This is a genomic window from Pseudomonas sp. ICMP22404 (genome assembly GCF_006227205.1).
Lineage (GTDB): Bacteria > Pseudomonadota > Gammaproteobacteria > Pseudomonadales > Pseudomonadaceae > Aquipseudomonas.
Genome location: NZ_VCNG01000004.1, coordinates 482,472 through 498,142, shown reverse-complemented (window position 1 = coordinate 498,142; position 15,671 = coordinate 482,472). Strand labels below are relative to the sequence as shown.

Sequence of the window (15,671 nt, the reverse complement as noted above, 5' to 3'; positions counted from 1 at the left end):
ATAGCGACACAACCCCCTGTGGGAGCGAGCCTGCTCGCGATGGCGGCGTATCAGATTGCAATAAAGTGACTGACCCACCGCCATCGCGAGCAGGCACGCTTCCACAGGGCACGGTCGTTGATCTGTGTTCCATGATGGCAATTCAGTTTCAGTTAAGTTCCCCCGGCTACAGTCGCCCCGTGACGATTATAAAAAGGAGATAACCCTTGAACCGCCTGACTGCCTTTTTCATCGCAACGCTCATGGCCCTGGGCGCCAGCCTTGCTCACGCACGGGACCTCGGCCCCGACGAATCCCGAAAACTGCAAGACGCTGGTACCATTCAATCCTTTGAAAAACTCAACGCCGCCGCCTTGGCCAAACACCCTGGCGCCACCTTGACCGATACCGAGCTGGAAGAAAAGTACGGCAAGTTCATCTATCAGGTGGAGCTGCGCGATCCCCAGGGCGTTGAATGGGATATGGAATTGGACGCCGTTACCGGCAAGGTGTTCAAGAATCATCAGGATACTTAATGAAGCTTAATCTCTGCGCCCGCAGTCCATGGCCGCTGGTGCTGCTGGCGTTTTGTTCGGTGGTCATGGCGCGGGACCTGGACCAGGACGAGGCCCTGCAACTGCGCCAGCGGGGCGTGATACTGCCGCTGGAGCAGTTGCTGCAACAGGCGCTGGATCTGCACCCCGGCGCCAAGTTGCTGGAGGCCGAGCTGGAAGAGAAACACGGGGTCTATATTTATGAGGTCGAGCTGCTGGATACCGACGGCGTTGTGCGCGAATTGGACCTGGAGGCCACATCCGGCCGCTTGCTCAAAGATAAGGAAGACTGATGCGCCTGCTTCTGGTGGAAGATCACGTTCCCCTGGCCGATGAGTTGATGGCTGGGCTGACACGACAGGGCTACGCCGTCGACTGGCTCGCCGACGGTCGCGACGCGGTGTATCAGGGCAGCAGCGAACCCTATGACCTGATCATCCTCGACCTTGGCCTGCCAGGTGTGCCGGGGCTCGAGGTGCTGGCCCAATGGCGCGCTGGCGGCCTGAGTACTCCGGTGCTGATCCTTACCGCCCGCGGCTCCTGGGCTGAACGCATCGAGGGCCTCAAGGCCGGTGCCGACGATTATCTGACCAAACCCTTTCATCCCGAGGAACTGCACCTGCGGATCCAGGCGTTGCTGCGCCGCTCCCATGGCCAGGCCAACCAGCCGACGTTGCAGGCCGCCGGGCTGCATCTGGATGAGGGGCGGCAATGTGTGGTTCGCGACGGCGCGGACATCCAACTGACCGCCGCTGAGTTTCGCCTGCTGCGCTATTTCATGCTTCACCCCGAGCAGATCCTTTCCAAGAGCCATCTCGCCGAACATTTGTATGACGGTGAAACCGAGCGTGATTCCAATGTGCTGGAAGTCCACGTCAATCACCTGCGACGCAAGCTGGGCCGCAGCGTGATCGAAACCCGTCGCGGCCAGGGTTACCTGTTCGGCGGACAGGGCCGGTGAGGTCCATTCAGCGCCGGCTGAGCCTGGGCCTGATCGGTGTGATGGTGGTGGTCGGCCTGGTCCTGGCGCAGACCAGTCTGTGGCTGTTCGAGCTGGGACTGCAGCGCTATCTGGAAGCCGGGTTGCGCAACGACAGCGAAAGCCTGTTGGTGGCCCTGGCGCGTGGACCCCAGGGGCTGCAACTGGATGAGCGGCGTTTGTCGCCGGCCTATCTGCGGCCGTTCTCCGGGCATTATTTCCGCATCGATTTCGCCGACGTGCACTGGCGCTCCCGTTCCCTCTGGGACCAGGAACTGCCCCGGCTCGACCATCCGGGTCTGCACGCCAACCTGCAATTGGGGCCTGAAGGCCAGCAACTGCTGGTATTGCGCACCGACTATCGACGCCTGGGTCAGTCGATTTCCATCAGCGTGGCCCAGGACTACACCCCCGTGCGCGACAGTTTCCTGCGCATGCAGCAGATTGGCCTCGGCCTCGGCCTGGCGGGGCTGTTGCTGATCCTGTTGTTGCAACGGTTCACGGTGCGCCGCGCCTTGCGCCCGCTGGAGAAAGCCCGGGAACAGATCGCGCAGTTGCAGCGTGGACAACGCTCGCAACTCGACGAGCAGGTGCCCCTTGAGCTGGAACCGCTGGTGGCGCAGATCAATCATCTGCTGGCCCACACCGAAGACAGTCTCAAGCGCTCGCGCAATGCCCTGGGCAATCTGGGCCATGCCTTGAAAACCCCGCTGGCGGTGTTGCAGAGCCTGGCCTCGAACGAAAAACTCGACCCATACCCCGAACTGCGCACGTTGCTGCTCGAACAACTGGAGCAGGTGCGACAGCGCCTGAACCGTGAGCTCAACCGTGCGCGACTGGCCGGTGATGCCTTGCCCGGCGCGCAGCTGGACTGCGATGCGGAACTGCCAGGGCTGCTGGCGACGCTGAACATGATCCACGGCGAGCATCTGCACCTGAGCTATGTCGCCGCGCCAGGGCAGCACCTGCCCTGGGATCGCGAAGACTTGCTGGAACTGCTGGGCAACCTGCTGGACAACGCCTGTAAATGGGCGGATGCCGAAGTGCGCCTGACCGTGACCGAGACGAGCGGGGCGTTCATCCTGGCGGTGGAAGACGACGGCCCGGGCATCCCTGAGGAGCGGCGCGACCAGGTCTTCAGCCGGGGCACGCGCCTGGACGAGCAGACCGACGGCCACGGCCTGGGACTCGGTATCGTGCGGGACATCGTCGACACCTGGGGCGGGACGCTGACCCTGCACGACAGCGAGTGGGGCGGGCTGAAAGTCCTGATCGAGCTGCCGCGGCGCTGATCGCGCCGAATTCCCTTGTGGGAGCGAGCCTGCTCGCGATGGCGTCGGGTCAGTCACCTTGATGCAATCTGATACACCGCCATCGCGAGCAGGCTCGCTCCCACAGGGGGGCTGTGGTGATTTTGAATATTGAAAACACCTCGAAACCCGCCGCATGGCCCTTGCAGCTTGGCGCCGCTTGCTGCAAAGTCCCCGCCTTTTTTCCGGTGGCTTTCCACCACTGCGCCTTGAGGTAACGATGATAAATGCAGTAATTGCCGCGGTTGGCATCATGCTGGTGCTCAGCCTGTCCCGCGTGCATGTGGTGATCGCGCTGATTATCGGCGCATTGGTGGGTGGCCTGACCGGCGGCCTGGGCATCGAGGCGACGCTCAAGGCGTTCAACGCGGGCCTTGGTGGCGGTGCGACGGTGGCGTTGTCCTACGCCTTGCTCGGCGCTTTCGCGGTGGCGATCGCCAAGTCCGGCATGGCCCACGCCCTGGCCGACAAGGCCCTGGCCCTGGTGGATCGCCAGGACGCCGTCGGTGGTTCCGGCATCAAGTGGGTGCTGATCGGCTTGCTGGGGGCGGTTGCTATCGCGTCCCAGAATATCCTGCCGATCCACATCGCCTTCATTCCGCTGCTGGTGCCGCCGCTGCTCTACGTGCTGACCAAGCTGCAACTGGATCGCCGGCTGATCGCCTGCGTCATGACCTTCGGTCTGATCACCCCTTACATGTTCTTGCCCGTGGGGTTTGGCAATATCTTCCTCAATGAGATCCTGCTCGCCAACATCGCCCGCAGCGGCGTGGATGTCAGCGGCATCAATGTCACCCACGCCATGGGCATCCCGGCGCTGGGCATGGTGTTCGGCTTGCTGCTGTCGTTGTTCAGCTACCGCAAGAAGCGTGTCTACGATCTGAAGAAAATCGCTCGGGTCGAGCAGGTGGCGGTGCGCTACAACCCGATGAGCCTGATGGTGGCGGGGCTCGCCGTGGCAGCGGCGTTCGCGATTCAGTTGCTGGTGGATTCGATGATCATCGGTGCCCTGGCCGGGTTCCTGATTTTCTCGCTGTCGGGAGTGGTGCGTTGGCGCGAGACCGACGACCTGTTTACTGAAGGCATGAAAATGATGGCGATGATCGGCTTCATCATGATCGCCGCCTCGGGGTTCGCCGAGGTCATGAAGGCCACCGGTGAAGTGCAGAGTCTGGTGGAAGCCTCGGCGGCCTGGATCGGCCACAACAAGGGTATCGGCGCGCTGATGATGCTGCTGGTGGGCCTGTTGGTGACCATGGGCATCGGCTCGTCGTTCTCCACTGTACCGATCCTGGCGACGATTTTCGTGCCGCTGTGCCTGCAACTGGGCTTCAGCCCGCTGGCGATCGTCTGCATCGTCGGCACCGCCGGTGCCCTGGGCGATGCCGGTTCGCCTGCCTCGGACTCGACCCTCGGCCCGACCTCCGGCCTGAACATCGATGGCCAGCACCACCATATCTGGGACACCGTGGTCCCGACCTTCATCCACTACAACCTGCCGTTACTGGCGTTTGGTTGGGTGGCGGCGATGGTGCTGTAGTCCGAAAACCGAGGCGCTTCCATCGCGAGCAGGCTCGCTCCCACATCGGAATGCATGTCCTGTGGGAGCGAGTCTGCTCGCGATGCTTTTGAGATTGCCCTACAGTTTTCCCCAAGCTTGCCGTTAATACAGCTAACCACGCCAATAACACCAACAAGGGTGACCAGCATGCGCCTGAGCCTGAAGGCTAAAGTTCTGTCCCTGGCAGTATTGCCGGTACTGTTGTCTGCGGCGATCATCAGTCTGACCACGGCCTTCATCCTGCAGGAGCAGGCCGATAAAGAGGTCCAGCAGACCCGCGAACGTTTGCTCGCCGATGCCAAGGCGACGCTGCAGAGTTACGTGGCGGTGGGCCTGACCGCCATCAAGCCGCTGTACGATGCGGCCGCTCCCGGTGATAACGCGGCGCGGGCCGAGGCCATCAAGCTGCTGTCGAGCATCAGTTACGGCAAGGACGGTTACTTCTTCGGCTACGACTCCGAAACCGTGCGCCTGTTCAAGGCCAACAGCCCCGACGGCGTGGGCAAGAGTTTCAAGGAAAACCGCGACCCGAACGGGGTCTACGTCAACCGTGACCTGGTGAAAGTCGCCAAGGACGGGACCCACTACCTCGAATACAGCTCGCCACTGCCCAACAGCAAGGACCTGGTGCCCAAACTCGGTTACACCGAATACCTGTCCAAGTGGGACATGGCGGTCGGCAGTTCGGTCAACCTGGACGGCATCGAAGCCCAGGTGGCGTTGGTGGAAGCCAAGGTCCATGAGCGTGTACAAGGCGTGATATTGAGCATCATCGGCATCGCCGCCGTGGTGTTGCTGGTGATTGCGGTGGTGGGAGTGCTGCTGGCCAACACCATCCTGCGACCTTTGCACCTGATGAAAGACAACCTCGACGACATCGCGGCGGGCGAGGGCGACCTGACCCGGCGCCTGGCGATCACCAGCCAGGACGAACTCGGCCAACTGGCGGGCTCGTTCAACCGCTTCGTCGACAAGATCCATGGCCTGGTGCGGCAGATCACCGACATGACTTCGCAACTGACCGGTCTGGTGACGCAGGTCTCCGAGCAGGCCCAGCGCTCCGAGCAGGCCATGGAGCGCCAGCGCCACGAAACCGATCAGGTCGCCACGGCGATCAACGAGATGTCGTCCGCCGCCCAGGAAGTGGCCCGTAGCGCCCAGGGTGCCGCCGTGGCCGCCCAGCAGACCGACGAAGAAGGTCAGTCCGCCAAGCGGGTGGTGGCCGGCAGCATCCAGCAGATTCATGCGCTGGTGAACGACATCCGCAGCAGCGGCGTGTCCCTGGACAGCCTGCAACAGGATGTGGCCTCGATTGTCAGCGTACTCGGGGTGATCCGTTCGATTGCCGAGCAGACCAACCTGCTGGCCCTCAACGCGGCCATCGAGGCGGCGCGTGCCGGGGAAGCGGGGCGTGGTTTCGCGGTGGTGGCCGATGAAGTGCGGGCCCTGGCCAGTCGGACCCAGCAAAGCACCCAGGAGATCCAGGGCATGATCGATCGCCTGCAATCGGGTACTCATGCGGCGGTGGAGGCGATGCGTCGATCCAGTGAGGCGGGTGATGGTACGTCGGTTCGGGCCAACGAGGCGGGAGCGTCCCTGGACACCATGGCGCAGTTGATCGGCACCATCAACTCGATGAACGCCCAGATCGCCAGTGCCGCGGAAGAGCAGACCGCGGTGGCCGAGGAAATCAACCGCAGCGTGCACCAGATCGCTGTGGCGGTGGACAGCGTGGCCGATGAAACCCAACTCGGCGCCCAGACCTCCCGCAGCTTGAACGAGCTGGGCCAGCGCCTGGGCAAATTGGTCGGGCAGTTCCGCATCTGACGGCCAGGAGCTGCCGAAGGCTGCGATCTTCCGCTTCCGATCCAGATGTCTTCGCCTGGAGTACCAGGCCCTATCGGGAAAGGAGGATCGCAGCCTTCGGCAGTTTCTGTCGCGATCCATTGGTCAACACCCATCCCTGTTGGAATGGTGAGCCCGTTAAACATTCATGACTGACCCACCGCTATCGCGAGCAGGCTCGCTCCCACAAGGGATCGGTGGTGACACGCAGGTATCAGATTAAGCCCGGACCCTGTGGGAGCGAGCCCGCTCGCGATAGCAGTGGTTCAGTTGGCAAGGATGCCAACTGCCAAGCCCGCCCGTCCTATGGCTTGCGCACATCCCGCATCAACAAGCCGAACCGCAGGTCCACCGCATCCGGTATCGGCACATACACCACATGCCCGTCTCCCGGCGCGACGGCGATGCTCTGACCTTTCACGTCCTGCAGTTGATGCAGGTCGAAGTGAAAATTGCCCTTGGGCGTCATCAGTTCCATGTGGTCGCCCAGCTCGAAGCGGTTCTTGACCCGCACTTCGGCCAGGCGTTCGCGCCGCTCGCCGGTGAGCTCGCCGACGAACTGCTGGCGCTCCGAGACTGAGCTGCCGTTCTGGTAGTTCTGATATTCATCATGCACATGCCGGCGCAGGAAGCCCTCGGTATAGCCGCGTTGGGCCAGTGATTCCAGGTCGGTCATCAGGCCAAGGTCGAATTTCCGGCCGGCCATGGCGTCATCGATCGCCCGGCGGTACACCTGGGTGGTGCGCGCGCAGTAGAAGTGCGATTTGGTCCGGCCTTCGATTTTCAGGGAGTGCACGCCCATGCGGGTCAACCGCTCCACATGCTGCACGGCCCGCAGATCCTTGGCGTTCATGATGTAGGTGCCATGCTCGTCCTCGAACGCCGGCATGGATTCGTCCGGACGATTGGCCTCCTGGAGCAGGAACACTTGGTCGGTGGGCGCGCCGAGGCCCAGGGTGGGTTCGGGTTGATAGCTCTGCACGATGTCGCCCACGGCGTTTTCCACCGCTGGCTGGGCCGAGTATTTCCAGCGACAGGCGTTGGTGCAGCTGCCTTGGTTGGCGTCGCGCCGATTCAGGTAGCCCGACAGCAGGCAGCGCCCGGAATAGGCCATGCACAGGGCCCCATGGACGAACACTTCCAGCTCCATGGCCGGCACTTGCTGACGGATTTCGGCGATCTCCTCCAGGGACAGTTCCCGGGAAAGAATGATCCGGCTCAGGCCCTGCTGCTGCCAGAACTCGACGCTCGCCCAGTTCACCGTGTTGGCCTGCACCGACAGATGAATCGGCATCCGCGGGAAATGCCGTCGCACCAGCATGATCAATCCCGGGTCGGACATGATCAGCGCATCGGGCGCCATGGCGATCACCGGTTCGAGGTCCTTGAGGAAGGTGCGCAGCTTGGCGTTGTGCGGCGCAATGTTCACCACCACGTAGAAGCGCTTGCCCATGGCCTGGGCTTCGCGGATGCCCAAGGCCAGGTTGGCATGATCGAATTCATTGTTGCGCACCCGCAGGCTGTAGCGCGGCTGGCCGGCGTAGACCGCATCGGCGCCGTAGGCGAAGGCGTAACGCATGTTTTTCAGGGTGCCGGCCGGGGCGAGCAGTTCGGGGGCTACGAGGGGCATGGTGGCGTCTGATCGCAAAAAGCGGCGAGGGTACGTCACGGTCGGCCTGGCGTTATTGATCTGGATCAATGGCGCCGGTGAACGCAACGGCACTCCTGCGAGTCCCGACGGACTAACACTTATCGAGCCTGGGACATGGAAAGCAAATGAACCGAAAGAGCCTGCAATACAAATCCCAGATGTTGCTGTTGATCCTGGTCAGCATCGCTTTCATCTGGATCTTGCTGCCGTTCTATGGCGCGGTGTTCTGGGCGATCATCCTCGGCATTGTCTTCGCGCCGATGCAACGTCGCCTGCAACTGAAATTCGGCTGGCCGCGCAACGTCACTGCGTTGTGCACGCTGGGCATCTGTGTGGTCATCGCAATCCTGCCGGTGATCGTCATCAGCACCTTGCTGGTCCAGGAAGGCACGGCGTTGTACAAGAGCCTGGAAAGCGGGGAACTGGACATTGCCGATTACCTGGCGCGGTTCAAGGACGCCTTGCCACCGTACTTCCAGCATCTGCTTGACCGCTTCGGCCTGGGCAACCTGAGTGGGTTGCGGGACAAGATCGTCAAGAGCGCCATGCAGGGCAGCGAGTTCTTCGCCACCCAGGCCTTCAGCTTCGGCCAGGGTACGTTTCAGTTCCTGGTCAGCTTCTCCGTCATGCTCTACCTGCTGTTCTTCTTCCTGCGCGATGGCGCGGAACTGGTGCGCAAGGTCCGCACGGCCGTTCCCTTGGCGGAATACCAGAAGCGTCGTCTGCAATTGAAGTTCAATCGGGTCGTCCGGGCGACCGTCAAGGGCAACCTGTTGGTCGCGATCACCCAAGGGGCGCTGGGCGGATTGATCTTCTGGATCCTGGGGATTCCGACGGTGTTGCCCTGGGCCGTGTTGATGACCCTCCTGTCGCTGTTGCCGGCGGTGGGGGCGGGCATCGTCTGGGCGCCGGTGGCTGTGTACTTCCTGCTCTCCGGGGCGATCTGGCAAGGCGTTGTGCTAACGCTGTTCGGCGTGTTCGTGATCGGCCTGGTGGATAATCTCCTGCGCCCGATCCTGGTGGGCAAGGACACCAAGATGCCTGACTACATGGTGCTCGTCTCGACGCTGGGCGGCCTGGCGGTGTTCGGGCTGAACGGGTTCGTGATCGGGCCGCTCATTGCCGCTCTGTTCATTTCCTGTTGGGCCTTGTTTGTCGAAAGTGCGCCCCGGGTGAAATTGCCCTAACTGCGCCTATCAGGCGCTCAGCATGTAAGTGCCGATGCGCTGCGACAAGGCCTGGGCGGCGGGCAGGGAAGTCAGCGGGCCGCTGATGGTCACGCCGTCCTGGACCAGGTACCAGCAAGCCAACAGGCCACGTTCACGGAGTGCGGCGGGGACGGCGCTGCCAATGACAGACATGATTTGAATGTTGAGCATGGGAACCTCCATCTATCGATGGGGTTACCTTACGACTCAGCCGGCAAGGGGGAAAATCAACTGCTTCAATAGTAGGAATCGATGCCGCTCAATCGACGACCAGATCGAGCATATGCACCACTTCCCGTTCATTGAGCACGCCCTTGCGCACCAGGTTTTCCGTCAACAACGAAAGGAACTTGGCAGTGCGGTGGCCTTCCAGGTGCTTGAGCTCGGTCAGCACGTTGTACACCTTGCCAGAGGTGCACAGGCCGACGATGCGGTGGGGATTTTGCGTGGGCATACCTTCGTCCTTGTTGTTATGAAGCTGTTGTTGACGGACAGGGCCAGCTTGCGGCACGGCCATGACGCTCATGTGACAGCTCGGGTTGAAGAAAAACAAAGCAGGATTCAGACCATAATGCCTTTTTGGCGCCGGAATATTGTTCCGGTAGCGACGCTGGTGGGCCTTATATGGCCTCCAGCACGTTTTTCGCCCACAAAAAAGCCCCTGGATCTCTCGATCCAGGGGCTTTTGATCTTGCTGTCTGGCTCCACGACCTGGACTCGAACCAGGGACCCAGTGATTAACAGTCACTTGCTCTACCAACTGAGCTATCGCGGAATGACGCGTATGTTACTGATTGGAAAAGAGAAGTCAAGCTTTTGGATGGTGGGCGGTGTGTTTAAGCGGTCGTGGGCTTCCCTCAAACACTTGTTACCGCTTCACACAAGTAAGGATCATGCCGCAAAAAACGACTGTGGGAGCGAGCCTGCTCGCTCCCACAGGTTTTATGCGGGTTTTCAGATCACCTGAACAATCGCCTTGGTCACCGCATCGATGTTGCTCTGGTTCAGCGCGGCCACGCAGATGCGGCCGGTGTCCAGGGCATAGATGCCGAACTCGTTGCGCAGGCGCGTCACTTGTTCAACGGTCAGGCCTGAATAGGAGAACATCCCACGCTGGCGTGCGACGAAGCTGAAATCCCGGTGTGGAGCGGCCTTGGCCAGCATGTCCACCATCTGGTTGCGCATGCCACGGATCCGCAAGCGCATTTCCGCCAGTTCGGCTTCCCACTGGGCCCGCAGCTCGGGGCTGTTGAGCACGGCGGCAACGATGCTGGCGCCATGGGTCGGCGGGTTGGAGTAGTTGGTGCGGATCACGCGCTTGACCTGGGACAGCACGCGAGCACTTTCTTCCTTCGATTCGCTGACGATCGACAGGGCGCCGACGCGCTCGCCGTACAGGGAGAACGACTTGGAGAACGAGCTGGACGCAAAGAAGGTCAGGCCCGATTCGGCGAACAGGCGCACGGCCGCGGCGTCTTCGTCGATGCCATCGCCAAAGCCCTGGTAAGCCATGTCCAGGAACGGCACATGGTTCTTGGCCTTGACCACGGCCAGGACGTTTTTCCAGTCCTCGGGGCTCAGGTCCACGCCGGTCGGGTTATGGCAGCAGGCGTGCAGCACAACGATCGAGCGGTCGGGCAGGGCGTTGAGGTCTTCCAGCAGGCCGGTACGGTTCACGTCGTGGGTGGCGGCGTCGTAGTAGCGGTAGTTCTGCACCGGGAAACCAGCGGTTTCGAACAGGGCGCGGTGGTTTTCCCAGCTCGGGTCGCTGATGGCCACGACGGCGTCAGGCAGCAGTTGCTTGAGGAAGTCGGCACCGATCTTCAGTGCGCCGGTGCCGCCCACGGCCTGGGTGGTGATCACGCGGCCGGAGGCGATCAGTGGCGAGTCCTTGCCGAACAGCAGGGTCTGGACCGCCTGGTCATAGGCCGCGATGCCGTCGATGGGCAGGTAGCCACGGGAAACGTGCTGAGCCACGCGAATCGTCTCGGCTTCGACAACGGCGCGCAGAAGCGGAATGCGCCCCTCTTCATTGCAGTAAACACCCACGCCCAGGTTGACCTTATCGGTACGGGTGTCAGCGTTGAATGCTTCGTTGAGGCCCAGGATTGGGTCGCGGGGTGCCAATTCGACAGCGGAAAACAGGCTCATTAGTGCGCGGCTCTGAATGGAGTGTGAGGGGACGTGTGGCGCTCCAGCCGGATGCACTAGAGCGGTGCACAAACGGGGAGCTAGTATAGAGGCCATCACCGGACAGGGCGACAGGCGATTCGGTTTTTACGGTAAGTATTTTCGATTTTTTTCGACCGTTAGTCCCTTTGGCGCGTCAAAGACTCCAAGGCGTGTAGGACGTCCGTCTTGAAAGCGAAGGCATTCACCTCCACATTGTCTGCATTCCAGTTTTTTCCTCGGACGACATCAGTCGTTTCGGTCTTCTTCATTCCCGTCGCCTGGCCGACAGGCGTGAACCCAGGGGTTATGTTATGTCTGAATTCCAGCTAGTCACCCGATTCAAGCCCGCTGGCGACCAGCCGGAAGCCATCCGCCTGATGGTCGAAGGCATCGAGGCGGGGCTGGCCCACCAGACGTTGCTCGGTGTGACGGGTTCAGGCAAGACCTTCAGCATCGCCAACGTGATCGCCCAGGTGCAGCGCCCGACCCTAGTGCTGGCACCGAACAAGACCCTGGCGGCGCAGCTGTATGGTGAGTTCAAGGCGTTCTTCCCGAACAACGCGGTGGAGTATTTCGTCTCGTACTACGACTATTACCAGCCGGAAGCCTACGTGCCGTCGTCGGACACCTTCATCGAGAAGGACGCCTCGATCAACGATCACATCGAACAGATGCGGCTGTCGGCGACCAAGGCATTGCTCGAGCGCAAGGATGCGATCATCGTCACCACGGTGTCGTGCATCTATGGCCTGGGCAGTCCGGAAACGTACCTGAAGATGGTGCTGCACGTGGATCGCGGTGACAAACTCGACCAGCGTGCCTTGCTGCGCCGTCTCGCGGACCTGCAATACACCCGCAACGACATGGACTTCGCCCGGGCGACGTTCCGGGTGCGCGGCGATGTAATCGACATCTATCCGGCGGAATCCGACCTGGAGGCGATCCGCATCGAGCTGTTCGATGACGAGGTGGAGAGCATTTCGGCGTTCGACCCGCTGACCGGCGAGGTGATCCGCAAGCTGCCGCGCTTCACCTTCTACCCCAAGAGCCATTACGTCACGCCGCGGGAAACCCTGCTGGATGCCATTGACGGTATCAAGGCCGAACTCCAGGAGCGCCTGGAGTACCTGCGCTCGAACAACAAGCTGGTGGAAGCCCAGCGCCTGGAGCAGCGGACCCGGTTCGACCTGGAGATGATCCTCGAGCTGGGCTACTGCAACGGCATCGAAAACTACTCGCGCTACCTGTCGGGCCGCCCGGCGGGGGCGCCACCACCGACCTTGTACGACTATCTGCCGGCCGACGCCTTGCTGGTCATCGACGAATCCCACGTCAGCGTGCCTCAGGTCGGCGCGATGTACAAAGGCGACCGGTCCCGCAAGGAAACCCTGGTGGAATACGGTTTCCGCCTCCCTTCGGCGCTGGATAACCGGCCGATGCGCTTCGATGAATGGGAAAGCGTGAGTCCGCAGACCATCTTCGTCTCGGCCACTCCCGGCAACTACGAGGCCGAGCACGCCGGCCGCGTGGTCGAGCAGGTGGTGCGCCCGACCGGCTTGGTGGACCCGCAGGTCGAAGTGCGCCCGGCGCTGACCCAGGTCGACGACCTGCTGTCGGAAATCAACAAGCGCGTGGCCATCGACGAGCGGGTCCTGGTGACCACCCTGACCAAGCGCATGGCCGAGGACCTCACCGATTACCTGGCCGACCATGGCGTGCGGGTGCGGTACCTGCACTCGGACATCGACACGGTGGAGCGGGTCGAGATCATCCGCGACCTGCGCCTGGGCACCTTCGACGTGGTGGTGGGCATCAACCTGCTGCGCGAAGGCCTGGACATGCCGGAAGTGTCGTTGGTGGCGATCCTCGACGCCGACAAGGAAGGGTTCCTGCGTTCCGAGCGTTCGCTGATCCAGACCATCGGTCGGGCGGCGCGTAACCTCAACGGTCGGGCGATCCTGTATGCCGACCGCATCACCGGCTCCATGGAGCGGGCCATCGGCGAGACCGAGCGCCGTCGTGACAAGCAGATCGCCTTCAACCTGGCCAACGGCATCACGCCCAAGGGGGTGTTCAAGGACGTGGCCGACATCATGGAAGGTGCCACCGTGCCTGGTTCGCGCAGCAAGAAGCGCAAGGGCATGGCCAAGGCCGCCGAAGAAAGTGCCCGCTACGAAGCGGAACTGCGCTCACCGAGCGAAATCACCAAGCGCATCCGTCAGTTGGAAGAGAAGATGTACCAACTGGCAAGAGACCTGGAGTTCGAGGCGGCGGCGCAGTTGCGGGACGAGATTGGCAAGTTGCGCGAGCGTTTGCTCACTGTCTGAGTTTTGCAGTGGCCTTAAGGGCCTTATCGCGAGCAGGCTCGCTCCCACAGGGATTTGTGAACGCCACAAGTCCAGTGTGGGAGCGAGCCTGCTCGCGATTGAGGACGACGCGGTCTGACAGATGCACAAATCCCTTTGACTGGAGCCCGCCTACCATCGCCTGCTACCATTCGCCTCTTGTTTGATCTTCGCTTTTACCTTCTTTCCGAGACATGCCATGACCACCGTCCGTACCCGCATCGCGCCTTCGCCCACTGGCGATCCCCATGTCGGCACCGCTTACATCGCTTTGTTCAACTATTGCTTTGCCAAGCAGCACGGCGGTGAGTTCATCCTGCGGATCGAGGACACCGACCAGTTGCGTTCGACGCGCGAGTCCGAACAGCAGATTTTCGACGCCCTGCGCTGGCTCGGCATCGACTGGAGTGAGGGCCCGGACGTTGGCGGGCCGCACGGCCCGTATCGGCAGAGCGAGCGTGGCGATATCTACAAGCAGTATTGCCAGCAACTGGTGGACATGGGGCACGCGTTCCCATGCTTCTGCACCGCTGAAGAGCTGGACCAGATGCGCGCCGAGCAGATGGCTCGTGGCGAAACCCCACGCTACGACGGCCGCGCGTTGCTGCTGTCCAAGGAAGAAGTCGCCCGTCGCCTGGCTGCTGGCGAACCCCATGTGATCCGCATGAAGGTGCCGAGCGAAGGCGTCTGCGTGGTGCCGGACATGCTGCGTGGCGATGTCGAGATCCCGTGGGATCGCATGGACATGCAGGTGCTGATGAAGACCGACGGCTTGCCGACGTACTTCCTGGCGAACGTGGTCGACGATCACCTGATGGGCATCACCCATGTACTGCGTGGTGAAGAGTGGCTGCCATCGGCGCCAAAACTGATCCTGCTCTACGAATACTTCGGTTGGGAGCAACCGCAGTTGTGCTACATGCCGCTGCTGCGTAACCCGGACAAGAGCAAACTGTCCAAGCGCAAGAACCCGACCTCGGTGACGTTCTACGAGCGCATGGGCTTCATGCCCGAGGCGATGCTCAACTACCTGGGCCGCATGGGCTGGTCGATGCCGGACGAGCGCGAGAAGTTCTCGCTGCAGGAAATGGTCGAGCATTTCGACCTGTCGCGGGTGTCCCTGGGCGGTCCGATCTTCGATATCGAGAAGCTGTCCTGGCTCAACGGCCAGTGGCTGCGCGACCTGCCGGTGGAAGAGTTCGCCGCACGCGTGCAGAAGTGGGCATTGAACCCCGAGTACATGATGAAGATCGCTCCCCACGTGCAGGGCAGGGTGGAGACGTTCAGCCAGATCGCGCCGCTGGCCGGCTTCTTCTTTGCCGGCGGCGTGACGCCGGATGCGAAGCTGTTCGAGTCCAAGAAGCTCTCGGGCGATCAGGTGCGCCAGCTGATGCAACTGATCCTGTGGAAGCTCGAAAGCCTGCGCCAATGGGAAAAGGACAGCATCACCGCGACTATCCAGGCGGTGGTCGAATCCCTGGAGCTGAAATTGCGTGACGCCATGCCGCTGATGTTCGCCGCCATTACCGGCCAGGCCAGCTCGGTGTCGGTGCTTGATGCAATGGAAATCCTGGGGCCGGACCTGACCCGCTTCCGCCTGCGCCAGGCCATCGATCTGCTCGGTGGCGTGTCGAAGAAGGAAAACAAGGAGTGGGAAAAACTGCTGGGCGCGATTGCCTAAGCGGTCGTTAGGGCAGGGCATACCCCGGTTTTCCGGGGTTTGTCGGTAAGTGGTTGTTATCCCGGCAAAAAATTTTCAAATTTGTTGAAAATAAATTTGACAGCCCTCCGATACGCCCTTAAGATTCGCCCCGTCCTCAGCGATGAGGGGCTATAGCTCAGCTGGGAGAGCGCTTGCATGGCATGCAAGAGGTCGACGGTTCGATCCCGTCTAGCTCCACCAATTTACACTTCAAGGCCTGGCCACACCGGCCTTGAAGCGATCAACACTCAGCGTTGATCAGCAGTTAGAAGGGTTTGCGTCCCCTTCGTCTAGTGGCCTAGGACACCGCCCTTTCACGGCGGTAACAGGGGTTCGAGTCCCCTAGGGGACGCCAGTTTTACAGA

At 61.7% G+C, this 15,671-nt stretch carries 13 protein-coding genes, 3 tRNA genes and 1 pseudogene; 12 read left to right on the top strand and 5 right to left on the bottom strand.

The window, feature by feature from the left end; translation table 11 throughout:
• Positions 1 to 206: 206 nt before the first annotated feature.
• From FGE05_RS10530 to FGE05_RS30355, 7 genes and pseudogenes are all read left to right on the top strand, one after another.
• Entirely contained in the window at positions 207 to 515 is a 309-nt protein-coding gene (locus FGE05_RS10530; RefSeq protein ID WP_139644637.1) for a PepSY domain-containing protein, read from the top strand.
• Entirely contained in the window at positions 515 to 826 is a 312-nt protein-coding gene (locus FGE05_RS10525) for a PepSY domain-containing protein (RefSeq protein ID WP_139644635.1), read from the top strand. The genes FGE05_RS10530 and FGE05_RS10525 overlap by 1 nt, the downstream gene beginning before the upstream one ends.
• Positions 826 to 1,494, top strand: a complete 669-nt coding sequence (locus tag FGE05_RS10520) for a response regulator transcription factor (RefSeq protein WP_139644633.1) — start codon at positions 826 to 828, stop codon at positions 1,492 to 1,494. The genes FGE05_RS10525 and FGE05_RS10520 overlap by 1 nt, the downstream gene beginning before the upstream one ends.
• The gene (locus tag FGE05_RS10515) at positions 1,491 to 2,804 is read left to right on the top strand and encodes a sensor histidine kinase (RefSeq protein WP_139644631.1); all 1,314 of its coding nucleotides are present in this window, start codon (positions 1,491 to 1,493) and stop codon (positions 2,802 to 2,804) included. Before FGE05_RS10520 ends, FGE05_RS10515 begins: the two co-directional genes overlap by 4 nt.
• 241 nt (positions 2,805 to 3,045) lie before the next feature.
• A complete protein-coding gene (locus tag FGE05_RS10510; protein WP_175363737.1) occupies positions 3,046 to 4,362 on the top strand; it encodes a Na+/H+ antiporter family protein in 1,317 nt (438 codons plus the stop codon).
• A 54-nt stretch (positions 4,363 to 4,416) separates the two neighbouring features.
• A pseudogene (locus tag FGE05_RS30360) lies at positions 4,417 to 5,304 on the top strand (cache domain-containing protein); the annotation flags it as partial.
• Between the two features lie 84 nt (positions 5,305 to 5,388).
• Positions 5,389 to 6,210, top strand: coding sequence for a methyl-accepting chemotaxis protein (locus FGE05_RS30355; RefSeq protein ID WP_373682455.1), 822 nt, complete (start codon positions 5,389 to 5,391; stop codon positions 6,208 to 6,210).
• Between the two features lie 322 nt (positions 6,211 to 6,532).
• Here the strand turns inward: FGE05_RS30355 and yegQ are convergent, their stop codons facing one another.
• Positions 6,533 to 7,858, bottom strand: a complete 1,326-nt coding sequence (gene yegQ / locus FGE05_RS10500) for a tRNA 5-hydroxyuridine modification protein YegQ (protein WP_139644625.1) — start codon at positions 7,856 to 7,858, stop codon at positions 6,533 to 6,535.
• Positions 7,859 to 8,004: 146 nt separating this feature from the next.
• Here yegQ and FGE05_RS10495 point away from each other — a divergent pair, with 146 nt between their 5' ends.
• The gene (locus tag FGE05_RS10495) at positions 8,005 to 9,066 is read left to right on the top strand and encodes an AI-2E family transporter (RefSeq protein ID WP_139644623.1); all 1,062 of its coding nucleotides are present in this window, start codon (positions 8,005 to 8,007) and stop codon (positions 9,064 to 9,066) included.
• Positions 9,067 to 9,075: 9 nt separating this feature from the next.
• On the opposite strand, the gene FGE05_RS10490 is transcribed toward FGE05_RS10495, so the two are convergent.
• The 4 genes from FGE05_RS10490 to FGE05_RS10475 form a co-directional block, all read right to left on the bottom strand.
• Positions 9,076 to 9,258: a hypothetical protein gene (locus tag FGE05_RS10490; protein ID WP_024776482.1), complete on the bottom strand. Its 183-nt coding sequence runs from the start codon at positions 9,256 to 9,258 to the stop codon at positions 9,076 to 9,078.
• A gap of 88 nt (positions 9,259 to 9,346) precedes the next feature.
• Complete coding sequence (locus FGE05_RS10485) at positions 9,347 to 9,541, bottom strand: hypothetical protein (RefSeq protein WP_024776483.1); 195 nt, start codon at positions 9,539 to 9,541, stop codon at positions 9,347 to 9,349.
• A 245-nt stretch (positions 9,542 to 9,786) separates the two neighbouring features.
• Positions 9,787 to 9,862 (bottom strand) — tRNA-Asn (locus tag FGE05_RS10480).
• Positions 9,863 to 10,041: 179 nt separating this feature from the next.
• Positions 10,042 to 11,238 carry an amino acid aminotransferase gene (locus FGE05_RS10475; protein ID WP_139644621.1) on the bottom strand — a complete coding sequence of 399 codons (1,197 nt, stop codon included), beginning with the start codon at positions 11,236 to 11,238 and terminating at the stop codon, positions 10,042 to 10,044.
• A gap of 332 nt (positions 11,239 to 11,570) precedes the next feature.
• Here FGE05_RS10475 and uvrB point away from each other — a divergent pair, with 332 nt between their 5' ends.
• The 4 genes from uvrB to FGE05_RS10455 all read left to right on the top strand — a co-directional run bounded on the left by uvrB (position 11,571) and on the right by FGE05_RS10455 (position 15,661).
• Positions 11,571 to 13,586: an excinuclease ABC subunit UvrB gene (gene uvrB / locus FGE05_RS10470; RefSeq protein ID WP_041023764.1), complete on the top strand. Its 2,016-nt coding sequence runs from the start codon at positions 11,571 to 11,573 to the stop codon at positions 13,584 to 13,586.
• 217 nt (positions 13,587 to 13,803) lie between these two features.
• A complete protein-coding gene (gene gltX, locus FGE05_RS10465; RefSeq protein ID WP_041023763.1) occupies positions 13,804 to 15,285 on the top strand; it encodes a glutamate--tRNA ligase in 1,482 nt (493 codons plus the stop codon).
• 146 nt (positions 15,286 to 15,431) lie between these two features.
• A tRNA-Ala gene (locus FGE05_RS10460) sits at positions 15,432 to 15,507 on the top strand.
• 78 nt (positions 15,508 to 15,585) lie between these two features.
• Positions 15,586 to 15,661 (top strand) — tRNA-Glu (locus FGE05_RS10455).
• The last annotated feature ends 10 nt before the right edge of the window (positions 15,662 to 15,671 follow it).